Below are 23,382 nucleotides of genomic sequence, written 5' to 3' on the forward strand. Positions count from 1 at the left end.
AATCCCTTCTTAGTACGCAATGACGCGCTATGTCGTCCAGCGGCTGGCATCACCCCAGCTACCCCGGATGTGGGCTCCGGCCCCCCGAGGCGCAGGATGGTGGGACCATGGGTCATGCTTTCGGCACAACGGCGAGGTGAGGGGCTAGATGGGCGCGGAGTTCGGCAGCCGGTCCGGCGGGCAGGGCAGGATTTCCCAGTGGCTTCGCCGCCGTCCCAAGGACACGGCAGGGGATGACCGGGTCCGCGAGGACCTGCTGCTCGCCGCCGCGGCGGCCGGACTGCCGCTCGCCCCGGCCGCGTATCCGTCGGGGTACCGATGTTCGTGCGACCGCATCGGCTGCCCCACACCCGCCAGGCACCCCGTCTCCTTCGCCTGGCAGACGCAGTCCACGACCGACCGCGGCCAGATCGAGCGGTGGGCCCGCCACCAGCCGCAGGCCAACTTCATCACCGCGACCGGCATGGTCCACGACGTCCTGGACGTACCCCTGGACGCCGGGCGCGCGGCCCTGGAGCGGCTCCTGGCCGCCGGCATCGAGGTCGGCCCCGTGGCCGAGTCGGACGACGGCCGCATGCTCTTCTACACCGCCACCCGCGGCACCCCCGAGGACGAGGACGAGTGGTGGCCCTGCGAGCTGGACTGCCACCCCGAGACGATGGACGAGCACCCGGGCCTGCGCTGGCACTGCCGCGGCAGCTACGTCCTCGTGCCGCCCGCCCGGCTCCCCGGTGACCTCCAGGTCCGCTGGGCGCGCGGCCCCGAGCACCCGCTGCCGGACCCGCTGACCCTCCTGGAGACGCTCACCGACGAGTGCGCGCGCGTCGCGGGAGAGCCCCAACAGGACGTCGCCGCCTGGCCGTTGAGGGGCTGAGCCCGCACACCGGGCGTGGGGGCGGACCCACCGGCCGCGGGGGCGGGACCTACTCGCCCTTGGCGCCCGTCAGGCCCTGGATGCGGCCGAGGAACGCCACCTTCTCGCCGCCCGACTTCTTCGGGTCGACGACCACCTGGTTCGAGACCCGGTCCAGCATCAGGGACTGCTTCACCTCGCCCTTGAGCAGCGCCTTCGCGTCCGCCTCGACCTTCGGGCTCAGGCCCTTGGACGCGGTCTGCTTCTCGTAGTGGCGGGTGGAGAAGAACACCAGCGCGCCGCCGTCCTCGGTGCGCAGACCCACCGGCGCGAACGTGCCGCCGTTCTCCGGCTCGTCGATGTACTGCACGGCGAGACCGGCCCGCTTGGAGTTCCGGTCGCGGTAGGCCTTCCAGCCCGACGTGTGGCCGCCCGGCGCGAACGCGTCGCCGCCCGACTTCAGGTACGACGTGTACTCCCTGCCGAGCGCGGAGGGGGCGAGCGCGAGGTCCTTCGCGGCCACGTCCACCGGCTCGGCGAAGCCGTCCTCGTCCTTCTTCAGCTTCGGCAGCTTGTCCGGCGACACCAGGTTCAGGTAGGTGGCACGCCACAGCTGGTCGGGGCCGCCCTTGGTGAAGACCCACAGCCAGCGCAGGTCCGAGCGGCGGTTGGCCTTGGAGTCGGCCACGAACCAGCGCGGCCAGCCGGCCTTCTTCGGGATCGCGTACGACACGTCCGAGAGCTCCAGCGGCACGTGCTTGGGGTTGCCGTCCGGGTTCTGCACCCGGCGCGATGTGAGGCCGCCCTGGTTGATGGCGCCCAGCGGCCCGGTGATGCGGGCGGCGTCCAGGGCGGGATCGTAGGCCTTGTCCGCCTTGTTGTACGCGGTGAGGAACTCCTTGAGCGCGCGCCGCGCCTCGGACGTGGTGGCCGAGGGAACGATCTCCCGCTCGCCGTGCACGGTCACGCATCCGCTCGCCGTGAGCGCCAGAGCCGTCACCGCCGCCGACGCCATGACGGGCCGACCCAGACCGCGAACCCTGCGTACCTTGCTCATCGGAATTCCCTCACCTACCCCTTCCAGGGCCCGAACCTTATCGGGCCCCGGAAGGGGTGCGTGGTGCGGGTGCGTGGTGCGGGTCAGTTCTCCTGGAGGAGCATCGCGTCGACCCAGCCGCGCTTGCTGGTGCCCGGCAGATCGCCGTAGTACCACTGGGTGCCGCGCTTCACCGTGTAGCAGCGGACGTGGACCTGGTCGAACCACTGCAGGCTCTTCACCTTGCTGTAGCCGTTGCCCGGGCCCGAGCGCGCGGTGGCGCCCACGTTGATGACCATCATGTTGTGGTTCTTGACGTTCTTGGTGCACGCGCTGCCGCCGACCGCGGAGGCCGTGGGGGCCGTCATGAGCGAGGCGCCGAGCGCGACGGCCGTCGCGGCGGTGAGGGTGGCAAGGGACTTCCCGAGCCGGGAGCGAGACATGGGGGGACTCCTCATTCGTGATGATCGACTGGTGAACGGCGATCATAGGCACAGGAGTTCGGGGCCAGACACATCGGTACGGGATGCGGCGACATGAGACGCAGTGACACGAGAAGCGCTGCGAGCCAGGGCAGCCAGACCGCGGCCTGGACCACCGTCGGATCGGGCCGGAGGGCGAAGGCGCCCCGCAGCAGCGCCCCGTACCAGCTGTCCGGCGGGATCACCGCACCGAGGTCGAACGCCATCTCCCGCGGGCCGCCCAGGAGTTCGGCCTCCTGCAGGGCGCCGACGCCGCGGGCGAGGACACCCGCCGCCACGACGGCCAGGACCGCCCCGGTCCAGGTGAGGAACGTGCCGGGGGCGACGAGGGTCGCGCCCCTGTGGAGCAGCAGGCACAGCGCGAGCGCCGTGAGCAGCCCCAGGAGTACGACCAGGAGCGGCCCGTGCGAGCCGTCGAGGGAGGTCCGCACGGACGCCCACACGTACAGGGACGTCTCCAGGCCCTCCCGGCCCACGGCGAGGAACGCGGTCGCCGTCAGCAGGCACGTCGTACGAGGTCCCGCGCGCCGCATCGCGAGGAGGGCCCACGTCAGCAGGGCCGCGGCCGCGATCGACAGGGTGGCGCCGAGCGTCTCCCGCGCCCGGGGCGTCAGCTCCTGCGAGCCGAAGGTCAGCGCGCACCCGAAGCCGAGCGCGAGCGCCGCCGCGACCCCGGCGCCGGTCCACAGGGACGGCAGCGTCTCCCGCCGTCCGGTCCGTGCCGCGTACGCGACGAGGAGCGTGACGACCATGCCGGCCTCCAGGCCGCCGCGCAGCCCGAACAGATAGTTCTCGTACATCGATCGACGCCCCCCGGTGATCCGGCCCCTGCCCCACGGGAAGCGTAACCGCGGCAGGGGAACACCGGTTCGGGGTCAGGCGTCCCTGAGCGGCGTGACCACGGGGGCGCCCGTGCGCGGGTGCGGGAAGACCTCGACGGGCTGCCGGTACACCTCGGAGAGCAGTGCTTCCCCGAACACGTCGCCGGGGGCGCCCTCCGCCGCCACGGCCCCGCGGCGCAGCACGGCGACCCGGTCCGCGTACGCCGCCGCGAGACCCAGGTCGTGCAGCACCACCACGACCGCGTCACCGGCGGCGGCGCGCTCCCGGCAGATCCGCAGGACCAGCTCCTGGTGGCGCAGGTCGAGCGCGGCGGTCGGCTCGTCGAGCAGCAGCAGCGGGGCGCGCTGGGCGAGGACACGGGCCAGCGCGACCCTGGCCCGCTCGCCGCCGCTGAGCGCGGAGAAGGGGCGCCCGGCGAACTCGCCCACCTCGGTGGCCGCCATCGCCTCGCGCACGATCCGGTCGTCGTCGTCCGCCGGTCGCCTCCCCGCCCAGGGGGCGCGGCCCATCCGGACGACGTCCTCGACCGCGAAGGGGAAGGAGAGCGCGGCGGACTGCGGCAACACGGCGCGGCGCAGGGCGAGGTCGGGCGCGGGCCAGTCGGCCGCGGGACGACCGCAGACGCGTACGACACCCTCGTCGGCCGGGAGGTCGGCGGCGAGCGCGGCCAACAGGGTCGACTTCCCCGCGCCGTTGGGGCCGACCAGGGCGAGCACCTCGCCCGCGCGAGCGGCGACCGAGACCCCGCACAGGACCTCGCGCCCGCCGAGCCGCACCCGCAGGCCCTCGGCCTGCGCCAGCACGTCACCGGCGGCGAAGGGGCCGGGCGGCGCACTTCCCCGAGCTCTGAACGAGCGGGGGAGCCCCCACCCGCCCTCGCGGAGCCTTCTGCCCAACCGGCCGGTCATGCCCAACCCCCTTGCCTGCGACGGGTCCTGCGCAGCAGCCAGAAGAAGAACGGGCTGCCGAAGAGTGCGGTGAGCACCCCCAGCGGCAGCTCGGCGGGTGCGGCCACCGTGCGCGCGGCCAGATCGGCCGCGACCAGGACGAGCGCCCCGCCGAGCGCGCTGCCGGGCACGAGGAAGCGGTGCCCGGGGCCCGCGGCCATCCGCAGCAGATGCGGTACGAGAAGGCCGACGAAGGTGATGATCCCGGCGACGGCCACGGCGGCCGCGGTCAGCAGGGCCACCACGAGAACGAGGACGAGCCGCAGCCGCTCGACGTCCACGCCCAGGTGCCGGGCGGGCCGCTCGCCGAGCGCGAGCAGGTCCAGCTTCCTTGAGTGGAAGGGCGCGACGGCGAGGCCGAGCAGCGCGCACGGCAGCACGGCGAGCACCTTCGGCCAGGTCGCCTGCGCGAGCGAGCCGAGCTGCCAGAAGGTGATCTGGCTGATCTGCGCGTTGTCCGCGAAGAAGATGCACAGGCCGATGAGCGCACCCGCGAAGGCGTTCACGGCGATGCCGGTGAGGATCAGCGTGACGACCTCGGTGCGGCCGCCCTCGCGCGACATCGCGTACACGAGCAGGACGGTCGCGAGCCCGGCGACGAACGCGCAGACGGTCACCGTCCAGTTCCCGAAGAAACTCAGGCCCAGCGCGATGGAGGCGACGGCGCCGACGGCCGCGCCCGAGGAGATCCCGATGACGCCGGGCTCGGCCAGCGGATTGCCGAACACGCCCTGCATCAGCGCGCCCGCGCAGCCGAGCGAGGCGCCGACGAGCAGCGCGAGCACGACGCGCGGCAGCCGCACGTTCCACAGCACGCTCTCCCCGACCCGGTCGAGCGGGGTGCCGCCGATGCCGACGCGGTGCTGCATGGAGGAGACGACATCGCCGATGGGGATGTCGTAGGCGCCGATGCCGGCGGAGAGCAGCGAGAGGAGGACGAGGGCGGTGACGAGGGCGACGGTCAGGGGGAGGGCGGTGCTGCGGTGGGGGCTGGGGGCTTGGGTGGGTGTCTGCTTGTCGGAGGAGCCGGGCGTCTGCTTGTCCGAGGAGCTGGGCGTCTGCTTGTCCGAGGACTCGGCCCTCTGCTTGTCTGAGGACCTGCTGTCCGGGTTGTCTGAGGACATGCCGTCCGAGAACCCGTTGTCTGAGGACCCGTTGTCTGACGACCTGCTGTCCGATGACTTGGCGTCAAGGCTCACTTGGCATCCCCGTACAACTGCGCCACCAGCGACTTCAGCACCTGGTCGGTCCGCGGGCCGTAGTTGAGGAGGACGCCGTCGTCGACCGAGACGACGCGGCGGTCCAGGCCCGCTGGGGTCTCGGCGACGCCCGGGACCTTCAGCAGGCCGTCGACGCCGTTCACCGACTCCAGGCCCTTCGTCATCACGAGGATCGCGTCGGGCGCGGCCTTGGCGAGCGCCTCGCTCGTGATCGCGGTGAAGTCCTTCCTCAGCCCCGACTCCTTGCCCGCGTCCACCGCGCCCGCCGCCTCCAGGAGTGAACCCGCCCCGGAATCGCGGCCGCCGAGCAGATAGACGGAGGCCGAGCCGCGCAGGTACAGGAAGGCGACCCGCGGCTTCTTCCTGTGGGCCGAGGCCGGGATGGTGTCGCGGACGGCCTCGATCCGCCGCTGCGTGCGCTCGGTCAGCTCGGCGCCCGACTTCTCGACGCCGAGCGCCTCGGCGACCGCCTCGATGCGCGGGCTCACGTCGTCGAGGCCCTTCGCCGGGTCGAACACGACGAGGGGGACGCCCGCGTCGCGGATCTGGTCGATGGCCTCGGCGGGCCCGGTCGTGGTGTCCGCGAGGACGACGGTCGGCTTGAGCGAGAGCACGCTCTCCGCCGAGACGTCGTGCGCGCGCGTGACCACCGGCAGCTTCTTCGCCTGCTCGAAGGTGGCGGTGATGTCGCGGGCGACGACGTTCTTGCCGAGCCCCAGCGTGAAGACGATCTCGTTCAGGCTGCCGGTGAGCGGCACGATGCGGCGGGTGTCCTTCACCGTCACCTCGTGGCCGTCGGCGGAGGTGACGGTGGCGGGGAGCGCGGGCTTCGGCGCGGTCTTCAGGGGCTCGACCCGGTCGGGCGCGTGGGCCGCCGCCTCCGTCCCGGCCTTCGGTGACTGTGTGCCACCGCCGTCCGGCGTTCCGCATCCGGTGAGGCCGAGGGCGAGTACGGCGGCCCACGCGCCGGCGATACGGAGTGAGCGCGGCATACGCACCGAAGTCCACCGTCCTGTCGTGCTGTTGAGGTCTGACGCCTCCGACGCGTGAGGCCCGAGGTGTCCGGGATCCGGTTGGTGGGGTTCCAGTCCGGAGTGATCGTAGTTTAGGTTAGCCTTACCTCATTAGCTAGCCCTGGAGGGGTCTCCCCATGCCGTCGTCGAGACAGGCGCGCGTCACCGCACGCGCCGGAGTCGTGGCCGTGCTGACCGCGGTCGTCGGAGCGCTGCTCCCGGCGTCCGCCGCCCACGCCGAGGACCGCACGGTCCGGGGCGGACGGCTCGACTGGGGCATCAAGTCCTCCTTCCAGAGCTACGTCACCGGGCCCATCGCCCAAGGGAGTTCGACGCTGCGGGGCGGGGCCGCCACGGTCGGCGGCAGCCAGTTCCGCTTCCACTCGGCGAAGGGCTCCTACGACCCCGACAGCGGGGCCTTCGACGCCGCCTTCTCGGGCGGGGTGCGCTTCACCGGGCACAAGAAGGGCGGCTCGTACGAGCTCGACCTCACGATCAGCCGCCCCACCGTCAAGATCTCCGGCGGCTCCGGCACCCTCTACGCCGACATGGTGAGCAAGGAGAAGGGCACCGGCCAGGTCACCACGACCGCGCAGGTGCCGCTCGCCTCGCTCAACATCTCGGGCATCGACATGAAGGGCGGCACCGGACCGATCGCCCTCGACAACCTTCCCGCGACGCTGACTTCGCAGGGCGCCAGGGCCTTCGCCGGGTACTACACGGCGGGCACCGCGCTCGACCCCGTGAGCCTGTCGACGGACCTCGCCGCGGCGTCCGGCCCGAAGAAGCCCTCGGACCAGCCCGCCGACAAGAAGAAGGACCGGAAGTCCGAGGGCAGGAAGGCGAAGGCGGGCCGCATCGAGGACGCCGCCGTCGACTGGGGCGTGCGCCGCACCTTCCGCGAGTACGTCACCGGGTCCATCGCCAAGGGCGAGTGGACCCTGTCCGCCGGCGCCCAGGACGGGGGCGCGCTCTTCCGCTTCCCCGAGGGCGAAGGGACGTACGACGAGAAGAAGCAGACCCTCGACGCCGACTTCGCCGGAGCCGTCCGCTTCACCGGTGAGCACGGCCTCGACCTGACGCTCTCCGGCGTCGCCGTCGAGGTGAAGGACGGCAAGGGCACGCTCTCGGCGGACGTGGCGGGCAAGGGCGACCGCGGCGTCGCCCTGAAGAACGCCCCGCTGATCACCTTCGCCGCACAGGAGTTGAAGCCGAAGGACGGCCTCGTCTCCCTCACCGAGGTGCCCTCGAAGCTCACCGCCGACGGCGCCAAGGCGTTCGGCGGCATGTACAAGGCGGGCTCCGCCATGGACCCGCTCTCGCTCGCCGTCGCCCTCGACGCCGACGCGCGGCTGCCCGCGCTGCCGGACCTCGGCTCGTCCGCGAAGCCCGCCCCGGAGCCCGGGAAGCAGGAGGCGAAGGAGCCGAGGACCGAGAACGCCGCGGACTCCGAGGGCTCCTCGTCGAACGCCGTGCCGATCGGCGTCGGCGCCGGCATCGCGGTGCTGCTCGCCGCGGCGGTCGCCTTCGGCGTCGTGCGCAAGAAGCGCGCGGCGGCGGACTCGCCGGGCACCGCGGACGGCTCCGGCTCCGCCGACTCCTGACCGTCGCGCCGGTCATCGGCCCCTTCGCCGGTCACCGGCCCCCCGCACCCCCCTCACGTCTCAAGGAGAAGCCTGATCATGGCCCCCACCCGTCGTCCCATAACCCTCGCGGCGGCCGTCGCCACCGCCGTCGCGCTCGGTGCGAGCGCCCTGGCCCTGCCGGCGCTCGCCGCCGACGGAGACAAGCCCGCAGCCCCGCCGAAGCTGGAGCTCAAGGACGGCACGCTGCAGTGGGGCGTGAAGGAGTCCTTCCGCAAGTACGTCGTCGGCATGGCCCACGGCAAGATCGAGGCCAAGGACGGGGCCCAGCAGGCCGCGGACAACGGGGTGTTCACGTTCACCGGCGGCAAGGGGACGTACGACACCGCAGTGCACGCCACCGACGTCGCCTTCAAGGGCAACGTCCGTTTCTCCTCCACGGTCCACCGGTTCGACATCAAGATCGCCGACGTCAAGGTCCACACCAAGGGCAAGACCGGCGCGATCCGGGCCGACGTCACCCTCAACGGCGCCGTCCAGAACGACATCGACCTGGCGAAGCTGGACCTGAGCGCGGTCGCGGGCGGCCAGGGCGAGGGCGGCGCGATCGTCTACAAGGACATCCCCGCGACGCTCACCGCGGACGGCGCCAAGGCCTTCAACGGCATGTACAAGGAGGGCGAGAAGCTCGACCCGGCCACGCTCGCGGTGACGCCCGGCGCCCCGGTGACCGAGAAGCCCACCGAGTCGCCGAAGCCGACCGAGTCGGCCAAGCCCACCGAGTCCGCGAAGCCCACCGAGTCCGCGAAGCCGACGGAAGGCCCCACGGAGTCCACGAAGCCGACCGGCAAGCCCACCGGCAGGCCCACCGGAACGCCCGGCGGCCAGTCCGCAGACAAGATCGTCGAGGGCAGCCTCACCTGGGGCCTGAAGAAGTCCTTCCGCACCTACATCTCCACCGGCGGCGAGGTGAGCGTCGCGGGCGGCGCGAAGAAGATCTCCGGCGGCTACCGGTTCCCGTACGGCAAGGCCGACGTGAACTCCGGCGCCAGGAAGATCGACGCGTCCTTCGGCGGCAGCGTCCGCTTCACGTACAAGGCGCACGGCATCGACATGAAGTTCAGCGACATCAAGGTGCGGGCGAACGGCGCCAAGGGCACCCTGCTGGTCGACGTCACCACGCCCAAGGGCACCAACGACGACGTCGAGTTCGCGACGCTCGACCTCTCCAAGGCCTCGTACAAGGCCAAGGGCGGCGTCGTCCTGCTCGACAAGGTCCCCGCGGCCTTCACCGCGGACGGCGCCAAGCAGTTCGCCAACGGCGCCGTCGGCTCCATGTACAAGGCGGGCCAGAAGATCGACCCGGTGACGGTCGCCCTGTCCTCGACGGCGGGCGCGGACCTGCCGTCCGGCGGCGGTGACATCGGCACCGAGGTGGCGGGCGGCGGCGCCACGGGCTCCGGCTCCGTGGGTGGCGGTGGCACGGTCGGCGGCTCCGGCTCGCTGGCGTCCACCGGCGCCTCCGTCCCCTCGACCGCGCTGCTCGGCGCGGCGGGCCTGGCGACGGCGGCGGGCGCGGCCGCGGTGGTCGTGGCGCGGCGCCGCCGGGGCACCGAAGTGGCGTGACGCGCGTGATGCTTCAATGCGCGGATGACTGAACCACTCGACGCAGGCGAAGTGCTGGACGCACTCGACGTGGTGCGTGTCTTCTGCGGGCCCGACGGTCGGCACGGCAACGAACTCGGTGTCGTGCGGCCGGGGCCGTTCCCCGAGCTCTTCATGAGCAGGGGAGACCCCCTCCGTGCCCGCGAGGACCGCCAGGCCCTCGCGGGCGAACTCGGCTTCAGCGAGACGGTGTTCGTCGACGACCCCGAGCGCGGCGTCATCGACATCTACACCCCCACCCTGCGGCTGCCCTTCGCGGGACACCCCTGCGTCGGCACGGCCTGGCTGCTCGACCTGCCCGAACTGGTCACGCCCGCGGGGGTGGTCCAGGCCCGCCAGGACGGCGAGTTCAGCTGGATCACGGCGCGTGCCGAGTGGGCGCCGGCGCGGACGCTGCGGCGGTACGACAGCGTGGCGGAGGTCGACGCGCTCGACGTGCCGCCGCCGGGGGAGTGGATCTACGCCTGGGCGTGGCAGGACGAGGCCGCGGGGCGCGTGCGCGCGAGGGGCTTCCCCGGCCGGAACGACGGCATCGACGAGGACGAGGCGACGGGCGCGGCGGCGCTCCTGCTCGCCCACGAGTTGAGCCGCGCCCTCAACATCACGCAGGGACGCGGCTCACAGATCCTCACGGCTCCGGGGCCGGGGGGAGGGATCGAGGTGGGGGGAAGGGTGAAACTCAGCCCCTCCGGCGTTTGAGGAGCGGGGGCCCGGGGGGGGCAGCGCCCCCGCGACCTCAGCACTCACGCCGTCAACGGAAACTCTTCCCCCAGCTCACGAAAGACCCGCGTATTCAAAGCGAAAGCGCGCTTGCATTCGTCGACGATCCGCTTCTTCTCCAGCTCGTCCGTGACGACCTCGTCGATCCCGTCGAGCAGCTCGCGGTAACTCCGCTTGAACGCGGCCGGGTTGGGGATCCCCTCGAAGACGTAGAACCGCACGCCGTCGCCCTTGCGCGCGAAGCCCCAGGTCTGCTCGGCCTTGCCGCGGATGATCTGGCCGCCGGAGAGGTCGCCGAGGTAGCGCGTGTAGTGGTGGGCGACGTAGCCGCCGGGCCAGGTGCGCGCGCACTCCTCGATCCGCGCGGCGTACGCGGCGGTGGCGGGCAGCGGGGTCAGGCCCTCGCGCCAGTCCGCGCCCCGCAGATGCGCGAGGTCGCGCTCCAGCTCGCTCACGCGCGCCAGCTCGGGCCGAATGAACGGCCCCGCGACGGGGTCCTCGCGCAGGGCCTGCGCGCCGCCCTCCAGGGCGCGGTACACGAACCACAGCTGTTCCGTGTAGCGCGTGTAGGCGTCGACGCCGAGCCTGCCGCCGAGCATGTCGCTCATGAACGTCGAGGTCTCCGCCTCGGTGTGCTGCTCGTGCGACGCGGTGCGGATGACCGTCGAGAAGGGCGTGAGCGGCGTGTCCATGCGGGACCTCCAACGGGGAGCCGAGGAATGACGGGATGGCCGGGAACCAGCGCGACCCCTGCCGCAGATCATGGCAAGTTAGGCTTACCTAAGTCAACTGGTTCCCGACGTCCTGTCGGTAAAAAAGCTACCCGCTGCCGGTTCAGGGAACCGTAAGGATTTCGATCTTCCGGTCCGCGGAACTCAGGGCAGCGTGAGGATCTCCGCCCCGGTGTCCGTCACCACCAGTGTGTGCTCGAACTGCGCGGTCCGCTTCCTGTCCTTGGTGACGACCGTCCAGCCGTCCTCCCACATGTCGTACTCGTACGTGCCGAGCGTCAGCATCGGCTCGATCGTGAACGTCATGCCGGGCTGGATCACGGTCGTGGCGTGCGGGCTGTCGTAGTGCGGGACGATCAGGCCGGAGTGGAAGGACGTGTTGATGCCGTGGCCGGTGAAGTCACGGACCACGCCGTAGCCGAAGCGCTTGGCGTACGACTCGATGACACGGCCGATGATGTTGATCTGGCGGCCGGGCTTGACCGCCTTGATGGCGCGGTTGAGGGACTCGCGGGTCCGCTCGACGAGCAGCTTCGACTCCTCGTCGACGTCGCCGACGAGGTAGGTGGCGTTGTTGTCGCCGTGCACGCCGCCGATGTACGCCGTGACGTCGAGGTTGATGATGTCGCCGTCGTTCAGGACGGTGGAGTCGGGGATGCCGTGGCAGATGACCTCGTTGATCGAGCTGCACAGCGACTTCGGAAAGCCGCGGTAGCCGAGCGTCGAGGGGTAGGCGCCGTGGTCGCACATGTACTCGTGCGCGACGCGGTCCAGCTCGTCGGTGGTGACGCCGGGCGCGATGTGCTTCGCGGCCTCTTCCATGGCGCGGGCGGCGATGCGGCCCGCGGTGCGCATCAGCTCGATGGTCTCGGGGGTCTGCACCTCGGGGCCCTTGTACGGGGTCGGGGCGGGTTTCCCCACGTACTCCGGGCGCCTGATGTTGCCGGGTACGGAACGGATGGGAGAGAGCTCCCCTGGGACGAGCGGTGACTGGCCAGACATGCCAGCGAGTCTAGCCAGCCGCGGTGGGGCAGCATGGCCTCAGAGAGCGGGACGAAAGGAGCGGGGCATGGCGCTGTTCAAGAAGAGGACGGTCGGCAAACCGGGCGAGTGGTACTACTGCCTGGAACACCGGCGGGTCGAGGAGGGCCCGGACTGCCCGGGCAAGGACCGCATGGGCCCCTACGCCTCGCGTACGGAGGCGGAGCACGCGATGGAGACGGCCAGGGAGCGGAACCTCGAATGGGAGAACGACCCCCGGTGGCACGATTCCGCCGCGCGGGGCGAGAACGACGACGCGTGAGCGCTCGGCTGGGTGTGCCGCATCATCCCGTCCGTCGTCTGCGGGTGCTCCGTGGCCGGTCGCGCAGTTCCCCGCGCCCCTTCGGGGCGCGGGACCGCTAGGCCGTCAGTTCTGCCTCGCCCCGTTCCCTGCGCAGCTTCGCGTCCGGGTCCGTGTCCGCGTCGTACGAGATGAGGCGCGGCAGCACCGCCGCGAGGACGCCGACCGAGGCCAGGCAGGCCAGGCCGCCGGACCAGATGGCGGGGCGGGTGCCGGTCCAGCCCGCCGTCGCGCCCGCGCGGACCTGGCCGAGCTGCGGGCCCACGCTGTAGGACAGGACCTCGATGCCGGCGAGGCGGCCGCGCAGCTCGTCGGGGATGGTCTGGTTCCAGATGGTGGAGCGGCCGAGGCCGCTCAGCATGTCGCCCGCGCCCGCGAACGCGAGGCAGACGAGCACCACCCAGACGTTCGAGAACCACCCCGCCGCCGTGATCGCCAGACCCCAGCCCGCCGCCCCGAACACCACGAGCAGCCCGTGCCGCCGCACCCGCGACGTCCAGCCGCTGGTGAGGCTGAGCAGCAGCGAACCGACCGCCCCCGCCGCGTACATCAGGCCGAGCGACCACTTGGCGTCCAGGTCGTCCGCGAGGAACGGGAAGATCGTGTTCGGGAAGGCGAAGAACATCGCCGCCATGTCGATCGCGTACGTACCGAGGAGCACCGGCCGTGACCACGCGTACCGCGCACCTTCGGCCAGGCCCTTCAGGGACGGCTTCTCCGCGTCGTGCGCGGCGGGCGCGGGCGACAGGCGGGTGCACAGGAGCACGGACACGGTGAAGCCGACGATCGTGATCGCGTACGCGGACGCGTGCCCGAAGTAGGCGACGACGAGGCCCGCCAGCGAGGGGCCCGCGATGGCGCCCACGTTCCAGCGCAGCGAGTTCAGCGCGGCGGCCGCCGTCAGCTGGTGGTGCGGCACGATCCGCGCCATCAGCGAGTCGAGCGCGGGGCGCTGCAGACCCGCGAGGGCGGAGACGCCCGCCGCGACCACGTAAAGCGGCCAGAGCAGCGGGTCGGGCAGGAGCGCGTTGACCAGGAGCACGACGGCCAGCAGGCCGAGCGCCGCCTCGGTCAGGAGGATCACCTTGCGCCGGTCCACCGCGTCGGCGAGCGCGCCGCCGTAGAGCCCGAAGACGATCAGCGGCACGAGCTCGACCGCGCCCATCGCGCCGACCGCGACCGGCGAGTCCGTCAGTTCCTTGATCTGCAGCGGCAGGGCGACCATCGCCATGAAGCTGCCGAAGTACGTGACGAGGCCCTGGATCCACAGCAGACGGAAGTCACGGGTGGAACGCCAGGGTGAAAGATCGGGCAGTATCGCGGAGAGAGGCACGAGAAGTCATGCTCAGCGGCGACGGGTGCACCGGGCAACTGAATTTCCGCCGGACGGGCGTGAGGATCACCACCGCGTCCGCGCGAGGTTCACCACCGCGTCGGCGGGGGTGACGTCAGCTGGTCGGCGAGCCGGGACAGCCGGTCGCGGAACCGCCTGCGCCCGCGGGCCTCGGGCAGGGCGTTCTCCCCGGCCGCCGCGCTCACCAGGTGCTGGACCGTGTCCAGGTCGAGGTCCGGCGTCTGCGGCACCGCGAGCGCGTCGTGCGACAGGGCGTCCAGGTCCCGGTCCCCGGAGCCGAGCGCGAGCACCGTCGCCCCGGCCTGCCGCGCGTCGTGCACGCGTGTGAGCAGCTCCGCTCCCGGCGCGTCCGGCGCCACCACGAGCAGCGTCTCGCCGCGCCGCGCCGCCTCGATCCTGCCGAGCCCCGTCGACAGGTGTGCGGGGTCCCCGGCGCGGACCCGGTGGCGTACGAGCGTGGGGGTGAGCTCCGGCGTGCCCGACCAGGCCGCCTCGTCCACCAGGTGCGCGGCCAGGTGCCACGGTTCGTACGCCCGCGTGCCCACGAGCAGCAGACCGCCGCCGTGCGGCACGACGGAGGAGCGCAGCGCCCCCGCGAAGCGGCGCGTGGCGCCGATCCACTCGGTCCCGGCGAGCACTTCGCGCAGCAGCGCGACCCGTACGGCGTCCATGGCGTCGCATCCTGCCCCAACATGCCACTCGTCACCGGGAGTTCACGGGGAATTCCCCCGCGCTGGGGAAGGGCGGGGGATGACTGCCCAGACATCTGTTCCCTTCCGTGCGGGCCGCGAGGGATACGCGAGCTTCCGCATCCCCGCCGTCGTGAGGACGTCCGTCGGCACCGTCCTCGCCTTCTGCGAGGGCCGCGTAGGCTCCCAGGCGGACTTCGGAAACATCGACGTCGTCCTCAAGCGCTCCGCCGACGGCGGCCGCACCTGGGGCCCGCTCCAGGTCGTCGGCAAGAACGGCGCCGACCTCGCGGGCAACCCCGCCCCCGTCGTCCTCGACACCGGACGCGTCCTCCTCGTCCAGGTCAGGAACGCCGCCGCGGCCACCGAGGACGCCATCCGCCGCGGCACCGTCTCCGCCGCCGACGGGCGCCGCGTGTGGGTGCAGCACAGCGACGACGACGGCCTCACCTGGTCGGTGCCGCGCGAGATCACCGCGCAGGTGAAGAAGGCGAGTTGGCGGTGGTACGCGACCACGCCGGGGCACGCCCTGCAGCTGACCACGGGGCGCGTGGTGGTTCCCGCCAACCACTCCCTGCCGCCCACCGGCACCGACAACGGCACCGAGGGCAAGTACAACGGCGGCCACTGCCTGCTCAGCGACGACGACGGGGCGACCTGGCGCATCGGCTACATCGACGACAACACCAACGGCTACATCAACGTGAACGAGACCACCGCCGCCGAACTCCCCGACGGGCGGCTCTACTTCAACACCCGCAACGACTCCCCGGCGCCCGGCAACCGCGCCGACGCCCACTCCCGCGACGGCGGCGCGAGCCTCGTCAAACCCTTCCGTCCGCAGGCCGGACTCACCGGGCCCGTCGTGGAGTGCAGCGTCCTGCAGCTGCGCGACCCCGACGTCCTGCTCTTCTCGGGACCCGCCGACCCCGGCTTCCGCGCCCTGATGACCGTGCGCCGCTCCACCGACGGCGGCACCACCTGGCAGGTCGCGCACACGGTCGACGGGCTGCCCGCCGCCTACTCCGACCTCGTGCGCCTCGACGAGGAGACCGTCGGGCTGCTGTACGAGACGGGGGACTTCAGCGCGTACGAGACGATCTCGTTCCGGCGGATACCGGTGGCGGGGCTGGCCGGGGCGGGCGCCGATACGGGTGCGGGCGGGCGCTGATACGGGTGAGTAAGGTCGCCCCATGACCTCTACAGACAGTGCGCAGAACGCCCCAGGGAACGCCCCCGCGAAGGCCCCGGCCAAGGACCCCTGGGAGCTGCCCGACGTGTCCGGGCTCGTCGTCGGCGTGCTCGGCGGCACCGGCGACCAGGGGCGCGGCCTCGCCTACCGGCTGGCCCGCGCGGGCCAGAAGGTGATCATCGGCTCCCGCGCGGCCGAGCGCGCGCGGGCCGCCGCCGACGAGTTGGGCCTCGGCGTCGAGGGCGCCGACAACGCGGAGTGCGCGCGGCGCAGCGACATCGTGATCGTCGCCGTGCCGTGGGAGGGGCACGGCAAGACCCTGGAGTCCCTGCGCGAGGAGCTGAGCGGCAAGCTCGTCGTCGACTGCGTCAACCCGCTCGGCTTCGACAAGAAGGGCGCCTACGCCCTCAAGCCCGAGGAGGGCAGCGCCGCCGAGCAGGCCGCGGCCCTGCTGCCCGACTCGCGGGTCACCGCCGCCTTCCACCACCTCTCCGCCGTGCTGCTCCAGGACGCGTCGGTCGAGGAGATCGACACCGATGTGATGGTGCTCGGCGAGAGCCGCGCCGACACGGACGCGGTGCAGGCGCTCGCCGCCCGCATCCCCGGGATGCGGGGCGTCTTCGCGGGACGCCTGCGCAACGCCCACCAGGTCGAGTCCCTGGTCGCCAACCTGATCTCCGTCAACCGCCGCTACAAGGCGCACGCGGGGCTGCGGGTCACCGACGTCTAGCCGCGTACGGGACGGGGCGGGGCATGGGGGACACTGGTCGGCGTACGACAACGCCGGAATCCGACAGGAGCCGACCCCATGCCCCGCCTCGCTCTGTACGCCCTCGTGGTCTGCGCGCTCGCCGTCGCCGCGGCCGTGATCTCCTTCGCGCGGGGCAGCTTCCTCGGCATCGTGTGGGTGCTGCTGGCGGGGCTCTCCTCGAACATGGCGTGGTTCTACCTGCGCAAGGAGAAGGCGCGGCGGGCGGCCTCCGGCCCGGTCACCGGTTGAGCGACGGCGGGACCTCCGCCGGGCCGTCCCAGAACCTGTACAGCTTCTGGCCCCAGTAGCTGTCCCACTCGCTGACGCCCAGGCCCCGCAGGATCGCGTCGATCGCGTCGAAGAACACGCGGTTGACCTCCGGGATCCACAGGACCGCGAAGACCGCGAGGAGCCCGAACGGCGCGAACGGCTCCACCTGGCGGCGGATCTTGTACGAGAGCCAGGGCTCGATCACGCCGTACCCGTCCAGGCCCGGGATGGGCAGGAAGTTCAGGATCGCGGCCGTCACCTGGAGCAGGGCGAGGAACGCGAGGGCGTAGCGGAACGCGTCCGGGACGCCGTCCAGGGCGTCCAGCCAGAACGGTGCCGTGCAGACGATCGCGAACAGCACGTTCGTCAGCGGGCCCGCCGCCGAGATCAGGCTGTGCTTCCAGCGGCCCCTGATGCGGCCCCGCTCGATGAAGACCGCGCCGCCGGGCAGACCGATGCCGCCCATGATCACGAAGAGCACCGGGAGCACGATGCTGAGCAGCGCGTGCGTGTACTTGAGCGGGTTGAGGGTCAGATAGCCCTTCGCGCCGATGGAGATGTCGCCGCTGTGCAGGGCGGTGCGGGCGTGCGCGTACTCGTGCAGGCAGAGGGAGACGATCCAGGCGGCCGTCACGAAGAGGAAGACGGCGAGCCCGGGGTTGTCCGCGAAGCCGGTCCAGGCGGCCCAGCCGGAGACCGCCGTGACGGCGGCGATCCCCAGGAAGACGGGGCTGATCCGCCGGTCGCTGCGGCGGATGGGGGCGGTGGTCATGGGGCGGGGCTCCTGGGGGACGGCGGTCGGCGTGCCGACCGTACCGGGCTCACGGCGAAAACGTCTCGCACATGCCGTGGAGTTCCGTGGAGGCTGGGGCATGACCCTGTGGAACGTGATGTACCAGGACTGGCAGATGGAGTGCTGCGGGGAGCCGTTCGGTGTCGGGGACGAGGTGGCGTGGCAGCTGCTCGTCGACGAGGCGGTGTGCGGGGACGCGGCGTGGGCGGGTGAACTGACCGGGATCTCGGGGGCGGTCGAGTCGGCCGGGGGCGGGCCCGTGGTGCGGACGGGCGGCGTGACGGTGCCGTGGACCGGGGACGGGCGGAGGTGGCCCGCGCGGGCGGACCTGACGGGGCTGCTGACGGTGGAGCGGCACGGTGGGAAGTGGCCGGTGACCGTGGGCCGGGTGCGGTCCATCCAGGTCGTTGCGCAGCGCTTCGCCGACGGTTCGCGGGTGGCGGGGGAGAGGTGGCTGCGGGAGGTGCCGGTGTGCCCCAAGTGGTTCGAGCGGGGGGAGCCGGACCGGCAGGGGTATCGAAAGGACGAGACGGGGGTGCTGGTGTCCTTGGAGGTGGACTGAGGCCGGTTCGCCGGTACCGCTGAATCGCGCCGCCGGGGCGGCACGGGTGGGCGCAGGCACGGCCCGTGGACAATAGGGCGGTGAGGTATTGCGTGCTGGGCGCCGCCAGAGCCGTGCGGTCCGACGGAGAAACCGTCGCCGTCGGCGGCGCACGCCTTCGCGCGCTGCTGACCGCCCTCGCCCTGCGCCCCGGCCGCACCGTCCCCGCCGCCGCCCTCGTCGACGACGTCTGGGCCGCGGAACCGCCCGCGGACGCCCCCGGCGCCCTCCAGGCCCTGGTCGGCCGGCTCCGCAGGGCCATCGGCGCGGACGCCGTCGTCGCGGTGGACGGCGGCTACCGGCTGTGCGCGAACCCCGACGACGTGGACGTGTTCCGCTTCGACCGGCTCGTCGGCGAAGGCAGCCGCGCCCTCGCCGACGGCGACGCCCCGAAGGCCGCCGAGGTCCTGGACGACGCCCTCGCCCTGTGGACCGGCGAACCCCTCGCCGACCTGCCCGAGCGCACCGCGGACGCCGCCCGCTGGCAGGCCCGCCGCCTCGACGCCCGCCGCGCGAGGATGACCGCCGCCCTCGCCCTCGGCGAGGCGGAACACGCCCTGCCCGAGCTCGCCGCGCTGTGCGAGAGCCACCCCCTCGACGAGCCCCTGCAGATCCTGCGGCTGCGCGCCCTGCGCGACACGGGCCGCCCCGCCGAGGCCCTCGCCGCGTACGAGGACGTACGCCGTGACATCGCCGATCGCCTCGGGGCCGACCCCGGGAGCGAACTCCAGGCCCTGCACGGGGAGTTGTTGCGGGGAGAGGGCGCGCAGGCGCCGGGCGCGGGGGCGTGTGCCGTCGGGAACCTGCGGGCCAGGCTCACCTCCTTCGTCGGGCGGGAGGGCGACATCGGCGGGCTGAGGGGCGATCTCGGGCGTGAGCGGCTCGTCACTCTGCTCGGGCCCGGCGGCGCCGGAAAGACGCGGCTCTCGCAGGAGGCCGCCGAGGCCGCCGCGCAGGGCTTCCCCGACGGCGTGTGGCTGGCCGAGCTCGCGCCGGTCGAGGCACCCGCGGACGTGCCCGCCGCCGTCCTCACCGCCCTCGGCGCCCGCGAGACCGTGCTGCGCGGCGCGGGCGCCGAGGAGATGCGGGCCCTCTCGGAGCGGCACGGCGGGGAGGCCCTCGCCCGCCTCGTCGAGCACTGCGCGCCGCGCCGCATGCTGATCGTCCTGGACAACTGCGAGCACGTCGTCGAGGCGGCCGCCCGCCTCACCGAGGAGCTCCTCGCCCGCTGCCCCGGCCTGACGGTCCTCGCCACCAGCCGTGAACCCCTCGGCGTACCGGGCGAGTCGGTGCGCCCCGTCGAGCCGCTGCCCGAACCGGTCGCGCTGCGGCTGTTCGCGGAGCGAGGCGCCGCGGTGAATCCGGGGTTCGCCATCGGCGACGACCCCGCGTCGGCCGCCGAGATCTGCCGCCGCCTGGACGGGCTGCCGCTCGCCATCGAACTGGCCGCCGCCCGGCTGCGGATGCTCACCCCGCGCCAGATCGCCGACCGGCTCGACGACCGCTTCCGCCTCCTGACCGGCGGCGCCCGCACGGTCCTGCCCCGCCAGCAGACCCTGCGCGCCGTCGTCGACTGGTCCTGGGAGCTCCTCGACGAGGCCGAGCGCGCCGTCCTGCGCCGCCTCTCCGTCTTCGCCGGCGGCTGCGACCTGGCCGCGGCGGAAGAGGTGTGCGCGGGGCCCCACGACGTCATCGACGTGCTCGGCTCCCTCGTCGACAAGTCGCTTGTCGTCGCCGACCCCTCGCCCGCAGGCATGCGCTACCGGCTTCTTGAGACCGTCGCCGAGTACGCGGGCGAGCGGCTCGACGAGGCGGGGGACAGGACCGCGGCCGAGCGCGCGCACCTCGTGCACTACCGCGAGGTCGCGAGGACCACCGACCCCGGGCTGCGCGGCCGCGGCCAGCTCGCGGCCGTGGAGCGCCTGGAGACCGAGTACGAGAACCTGCGCACCGCCCTGCGGCACGCCCTCGCGGCGAAGGACGAACAGGAGGCGCTCTGCCTCGTGCTGTCCCTGGCCTGGTACTGGCAGATACGGGGGCTGCGCACGGAGACCGGCGCATGGTCCCGCGACGTCATCGCGCTCGGCCCCGACCCGTTCGCCCCACCCGTCGCCCCCGCGCCCCCGCTGTACGAGCCGTGCACGGCCACGCCCCCGCCGATGGCCCCCGAGGTCCTCGTGGAGGCACGCAGGGGCGCGCATCTGCTCCAACTCTCCTGCCTGGAGCTGGACATCACCTTCTGGCAGTCGCCGGAGGCCGAGGCCAGACTGGAGGGCATCAGGACCGCGTACCGCCCGGGGCTCCCGCAGACGTGCCGTACACCGGGCAACCTCTGGCTCTTCGCCACCATGCTCACCGGCGACACGGAGCGCCTGCGCCTCATCCTCGACGCGACCGTCGACACCTGCCGCGAGCTCGGCCACGCCTGGGAACTGGCTGCCGCGCTGCAGATGCGTGCGGGCTTCCTGGCCAACCGCACCGACTGGGCGGCCGAGGCGAGCGGCGACGCGGACGAGGCGCTGCGGTGCTTCGAGCGGATCGGCGACGTCTGGGGCATGGCGGAGGCGCTCTCCGCGCGCGGGGAGTCCCATGAGCGGCGCGGCCGATTCGACCTGGCCGCCCAGGACTTCGAGGCCGCCATCGGGTACGCCGAACAGCTCGGCGCCCGCAGCCAGGCGGCCGTCCTGCGGGCCCGCCTCGGCTCGGTCCTGACCGACTGGACGACGGGCGCGCCGGGCGACTTCGAGCGCGGCGAGGCGCTGCTGCGGGAGGTCATCGAGGGCGACGGCCGCGGCCACACCGGTGAGGCCGAGCCCGCCGCCCGGCTCTTCCTCGTCGGCGCGCTCGCCCGCACCGGACGCGTCACCGAGGGGCGCGAGCAACTGCGGCTGCTGCGCTCGGAGTTCCGCGGCGGTGTGGGGCACGCCGTCTTCGACAGCTTCGTGCTGGGGCTGGAGGCCTGGCTCAACACGCTGGAGGGGCGGTACGCCGAGGCCGTCGCCGGAGCGCGCACCGCCGTGGAGAAGGCCAGGGACGTGCTGCCGGAGCTGGTCGCCCCGCAGGGGATTCCCATCCATCTGAGGATCGCGGCCCGTGCGCTCGCCGAGGTCGACGGCGGCAGCCGCGCCGCCGACGCGGCGCGGATCCTCGCCGTCGCCGACCGCGAGGCTCAGCCGGGACACTTCCTGAACGCGATGGAGCAGGAGATCTACGGGTCCGCCGTGGAGCTCGCCCGTGCCGCGCTCGGCGACGCGGCGTACGACATCGCGTACGAAGAAGGCGGCGGCCTCTCGTTGGAGGAGGCCACCGCCCTGTGCACCGTGCACGACGAGTGATCGTTCCTGATCAGTTCTTCGTGCGGAACTTGTGGATCGCGATCGGCGCCATCACCAGCGTGAGCACCACCGACCAGCCGATCGTCACCCACAGGTCGTGCGCCACCGGGCCGCCGACCATCAGGCCGCGCGCGGCGTCGGCGAGGGAGGACAGCGGGTTGTAGTCGGTGAAGCCCTGCAGCCAGCCCGGCATCGACTGCGTCGGCGCGAAGATCGACGAGCCGAACTGCAGCGGCATCAGGACCAGGAAGCCCATCGCCTGCACGGACTGGGCGCTCTTCATCGCGACGCCGAGGACCAGGAAGATCCACATGATCGACGTGCCGAAGAGGGCGGCGAGGCCCACGGAGGCGAACAGGCCGGGCCAGTTGGTGATGTCGAAGCCCACCAGGACACCGACGATCATCATGATCGTCGTCGCGATGAGCAGCCGCATCACCTCCACCACGATCTTGGCGAAGAGGACCGAGCCCTGGCCGATCGGCAGGGTGCGGAAGCGGTCCATGATGCCGTTCTGGAAGTCCTGGTTGAAGCCGGTGCCGACGGCCATGGCGATGTTCATGCTCATCATCGCCATCATGCCGGGGACCACGTACTGCACGTACTGGTCCTGACCGCCGCCGAGGGCCTGGCCGATGGAGCCGCCGAAGACGTACACGAACAGGAGCGTGAAGACGATCGGCATCAGGACGGCGTCGAACATCGACTCCGGGTCCTGGCGGATCCACAGCAGGTTGCGGCGGACCAGGGCGCCGGTGTGGCGCACGTGCGCGCGCAGGCCTATGCGGCCGTCGGCCTGTCCCTTGGTCAGGGGAGGCGGCGTGAGAGTGGTGGCGCTCATACGGCGACCTCCTCGAGTTCGTTCCCGGTGGGGCGGGCGTCCTGCGGGGCACTGGCCTTCTGGCCGGTGATGGAGAGGAACACCTCGTCCAGGCTGGGCAGTTCGGTGGCGATCGAGCCGATGGTGATGCCGCGCGCGGTGACCGCGCCGACCACCGCGGTCAGCTGCTCGTCGCTGAGGATCGGGACGAGGACCGTGCCGGTCTCGACGTCCACCGTCGTGGTGGCGAGGCCGGTCAGGCCCAGGTCCTCCAGGGCGCCCGCCAGGGGGCGCAGCTCCAGCGGATCGGCCGGGCGGACGCGCAGGGTGCGGCCGCCGACCTTCGCCTTCAGTTCGTCGATGCCGCCGTTGGCGATGACCTTGCCGCGGTCGATGACCGTCAGCTCGGAGGCCAGCTGCTCGGCCTCCTCCATGTACTGGGTGGTGAGCAGCACGGTGACGCCGTCGGCGACCATGCGCTTGACCTCGCCCCAGACCTCGTTGCGGGTGCGGGGGTCGAGGCCGGTGGTCGGCTCGTCCAGGTAGAGGACGGCCGGGCTGCCGATCATCGACGCGGCGAGGTCGAGGCGGCGGCGCATGCCGCCGGAGTACGTGCTCGCCGGGCGCTTGGCCGCGTCGGTGAGGGAGAAGCGCTCCAGGAGGCCGTCGGCGCGGGACCTGGAGTCCTTGCGGGACAGGTCGAGCAGCCGGCCGATCATGTAGAGGTTCTCGCGGCCCGAGAGTTTCTCGTCCACCGAGGCGTACTGGCCGGTGAGGCCTATGACGCGGCGGAGCTGGCGGGGCTGGCGGACCACGTCGTACCCGGCGACGAGGGCCGAGCCCGCGTCCGGGGTGATGAGCGTGGACAGGCAGCGCACGAGGGTCGTCTTGCCGGCGCCGTTCGGGCCGAGCACGCCGAGGACCGTGCCCTCGCGCACGTCGAGGTCCACGCCGTCCAGTGCCTTGGTCTCGCCGTAGTGCTTGACCAGTCCCCTCACGGTGACCGCGCTTCCCGCGCCGTCGGGGGTCATGTCGATTCGGTTCATGCCCCCAAGCTGTCAGACGCCACCGACAAACCACCGACATCCCGCTGACACGGCCTGACAGGGGCTTGCGGAGCGAGCTCCGGCCGCGTACGGCAC

The 23,382-nt window shown here is 72.5% G+C and carries 23 protein-coding genes; 10 read left to right on the forward strand and 13 right to left on the reverse strand.

Annotated elements, in window-relative coordinates; all coding sequences use genetic code 11:
* Positions 1–148: 148 nt before the first annotated feature.
* Positions 149–874, forward strand: a complete 726-nt coding sequence (locus ACZ4D5_RS05025) for a bifunctional DNA primase/polymerase (RefSeq protein WP_467770929.1) — start codon at positions 149–151, stop codon at positions 872–874.
* A gap of 49 nt (positions 875–923) precedes the next feature.
* Here the strand turns inward: ACZ4D5_RS05025 and ACZ4D5_RS05030 are convergent, their stop codons facing one another.
* From ACZ4D5_RS05030 to ACZ4D5_RS05055, 6 genes are all read right to left on the reverse strand, one after another.
* The gene (locus tag ACZ4D5_RS05030; RefSeq protein ID WP_467770930.1) at positions 924–1,910 is read right to left on the reverse strand and encodes an SCO2278 family lipoprotein; all 987 of its coding nucleotides are present in this window, start codon (positions 1,908–1,910) and stop codon (positions 924–926) included.
* Positions 1,911–1,993: 83 nt separating this feature from the next.
* Positions 1,994–2,332, reverse strand: coding sequence for a hypothetical protein (locus ACZ4D5_RS05035; protein WP_467770931.1), 339 nt, complete (start codon positions 2,330–2,332; stop codon positions 1,994–1,996).
* Between the two features lie 11 nt (positions 2,333–2,343).
* Positions 2,344–3,171, reverse strand: a complete 828-nt coding sequence (locus tag ACZ4D5_RS05040; RefSeq protein WP_467770932.1) for an FTR1 family protein — start codon at positions 3,169–3,171, stop codon at positions 2,344–2,346.
* Positions 3,172–3,246: 75 nt separating this feature from the next.
* Positions 3,247–4,122, reverse strand: a complete 876-nt coding sequence (locus ACZ4D5_RS05045) for a heme ABC transporter ATP-binding protein (RefSeq protein ID WP_467770933.1) — start codon at positions 4,120–4,122, stop codon at positions 3,247–3,249.
* A complete protein-coding gene (locus ACZ4D5_RS05050; RefSeq protein WP_467770934.1) occupies positions 4,119–5,285 on the reverse strand; it encodes a FecCD family ABC transporter permease in 1,167 nt (388 codons plus the stop codon). Before ACZ4D5_RS05050 ends, ACZ4D5_RS05045 begins: the two co-directional genes overlap by 4 nt.
* A gap of 71 nt (positions 5,286–5,356) precedes the next feature.
* Positions 5,357–6,373 (reverse strand): heme/hemin ABC transporter substrate-binding protein, encoded by a 1,017-nt coding sequence (locus ACZ4D5_RS05055; protein ID WP_467770935.1) that lies wholly within the window; start codon positions 6,371–6,373, stop codon positions 5,357–5,359.
* Between the two features lie 158 nt (positions 6,374–6,531).
* Between ACZ4D5_RS05055 and ACZ4D5_RS05060 the strand changes: the two genes are divergently transcribed.
* From ACZ4D5_RS05060 to ACZ4D5_RS05070, 3 genes are all read left to right on the forward strand, one after another.
* A complete protein-coding gene (locus tag ACZ4D5_RS05060) occupies positions 6,532–7,998 on the forward strand; it encodes an HtaA domain-containing protein (protein ID WP_467770936.1) in 1,467 nt (488 codons plus the stop codon).
* A 78-nt stretch (positions 7,999–8,076) separates the two neighbouring features.
* Positions 8,077–9,603 (forward strand): HtaA domain-containing protein, encoded by a 1,527-nt coding sequence (locus ACZ4D5_RS05065; protein ID WP_467770937.1) that lies wholly within the window; start codon positions 8,077–8,079, stop codon positions 9,601–9,603.
* Between the two features lie 24 nt (positions 9,604–9,627).
* Positions 9,628–10,341: a PhzF family phenazine biosynthesis protein gene (locus ACZ4D5_RS05070; protein ID WP_467770938.1), complete on the forward strand. Its 714-nt coding sequence runs from the start codon at positions 9,628–9,630 to the stop codon at positions 10,339–10,341.
* Between the two features lie 44 nt (positions 10,342–10,385).
* Here ACZ4D5_RS05070 and ACZ4D5_RS05075 read toward each other — a convergent pair whose 3' ends face one another.
* A complete protein-coding gene (locus tag ACZ4D5_RS05075; RefSeq protein WP_467770939.1) occupies positions 10,386–11,054 on the reverse strand; it encodes a biliverdin-producing heme oxygenase in 669 nt (222 codons plus the stop codon).
* 183 nt (positions 11,055–11,237) lie between these two features.
* Entirely contained in the window at positions 11,238–12,095 is an 858-nt protein-coding gene (gene map / locus ACZ4D5_RS05080; protein ID WP_467770940.1) for a type I methionyl aminopeptidase, read from the reverse strand.
* 67 nt (positions 12,096–12,162) lie between these two features.
* Between map and ACZ4D5_RS05085 the strand changes: the two genes are divergently transcribed.
* On the forward strand, positions 12,163–12,396 hold the full coding sequence (locus tag ACZ4D5_RS05085) for a hypothetical protein (protein WP_467770941.1): 234 nt from the start codon (positions 12,163–12,165) through the stop codon (positions 12,394–12,396).
* Between the two features lie 97 nt (positions 12,397–12,493).
* On the opposite strand, the gene ACZ4D5_RS05090 is transcribed toward ACZ4D5_RS05085, so the two are convergent.
* Together ACZ4D5_RS05090 and ACZ4D5_RS05095 are read right to left on the reverse strand one after the other, a co-directional pair.
* Positions 12,494–13,768 (reverse strand): MFS transporter, encoded by a 1,275-nt coding sequence (locus tag ACZ4D5_RS05090; protein WP_467770942.1) that lies wholly within the window; start codon positions 13,766–13,768, stop codon positions 12,494–12,496.
* Positions 13,769–13,857: 89 nt separating this feature from the next.
* Complete coding sequence (locus tag ACZ4D5_RS05095) at positions 13,858–14,460, reverse strand: hypothetical protein (protein WP_467770943.1); 603 nt, start codon at positions 14,458–14,460, stop codon at positions 13,858–13,860.
* Positions 14,461–14,539: 79 nt separating this feature from the next.
* On the opposite strand from ACZ4D5_RS05095, the gene ACZ4D5_RS05100 reads away from it, so the two are divergent.
* The 3 genes from ACZ4D5_RS05100 to ACZ4D5_RS05110 all read left to right on the forward strand — a co-directional run bounded on the left by ACZ4D5_RS05100 (position 14,540) and on the right by ACZ4D5_RS05110 (position 16,670).
* The gene (locus tag ACZ4D5_RS05100; protein ID WP_467770944.1) at positions 14,540–15,649 is read left to right on the forward strand and encodes a sialidase family protein; all 1,110 of its coding nucleotides are present in this window, start codon (positions 14,540–14,542) and stop codon (positions 15,647–15,649) included.
* Between the two features lie 22 nt (positions 15,650–15,671).
* Positions 15,672–16,400, forward strand: a complete 729-nt coding sequence (gene npdG / locus ACZ4D5_RS05105; RefSeq protein WP_467770945.1) for an NADPH-dependent F420 reductase — start codon at positions 15,672–15,674, stop codon at positions 16,398–16,400.
* 78 nt (positions 16,401–16,478) lie between these two features.
* Positions 16,479–16,670 (forward strand): hypothetical protein, encoded by a 192-nt coding sequence (locus ACZ4D5_RS05110; RefSeq protein ID WP_467770946.1) that lies wholly within the window; start codon positions 16,479–16,481, stop codon positions 16,668–16,670.
* Here ACZ4D5_RS05110 and ACZ4D5_RS05115 read toward each other — a convergent pair.
* Positions 16,660–17,463: a site-2 protease family protein gene (locus tag ACZ4D5_RS05115; RefSeq protein WP_467770947.1), complete on the reverse strand. Its 804-nt coding sequence runs from the start codon at positions 17,461–17,463 to the stop codon at positions 16,660–16,662. The two genes, ACZ4D5_RS05110 and ACZ4D5_RS05115, sit on opposite strands and share 11 nt — an antisense overlap.
* Positions 17,464–17,563: 100 nt before the next feature.
* Between ACZ4D5_RS05115 and ACZ4D5_RS05120 the strand changes: the two genes are divergently transcribed.
* Together ACZ4D5_RS05120 and ACZ4D5_RS05125 are read left to right on the forward strand one after the other, a co-directional pair.
* Positions 17,564–18,046 (forward strand): DUF6578 domain-containing protein, encoded by a 483-nt coding sequence (locus ACZ4D5_RS05120; RefSeq protein ID WP_467770948.1) that lies wholly within the window; start codon positions 17,564–17,566, stop codon positions 18,044–18,046.
* An 80-nt stretch (positions 18,047–18,126) separates the two neighbouring features.
* On the forward strand, positions 18,127–21,420 hold the full coding sequence (locus ACZ4D5_RS05125) for an ATP-binding protein (protein WP_467770949.1): 3,294 nt from the start codon (positions 18,127–18,129) through the stop codon (positions 21,418–21,420).
* Between the two features lie 10 nt (positions 21,421–21,430).
* Here ACZ4D5_RS05125 and ACZ4D5_RS05130 read toward each other — a convergent pair whose 3' ends face one another.
* On the reverse strand, positions 21,431–22,261 hold the full coding sequence (locus tag ACZ4D5_RS05130) for an ABC transporter permease (protein WP_467770950.1): 831 nt from the start codon (positions 22,259–22,261) through the stop codon (positions 21,431–21,433).
* Positions 22,258–23,286 (reverse strand): ATP-binding cassette domain-containing protein, encoded by a 1,029-nt coding sequence (locus ACZ4D5_RS05135; RefSeq protein WP_467770951.1) that lies wholly within the window; start codon positions 23,284–23,286, stop codon positions 22,258–22,260. The genes ACZ4D5_RS05130 and ACZ4D5_RS05135 overlap by 4 nt, the downstream gene beginning before the upstream one ends.
* Positions 23,287–23,382 lie beyond the last annotated feature (96 nt).

Source organism: Streptomyces sp. NPDC025651 (assembly GCF_055558735.1).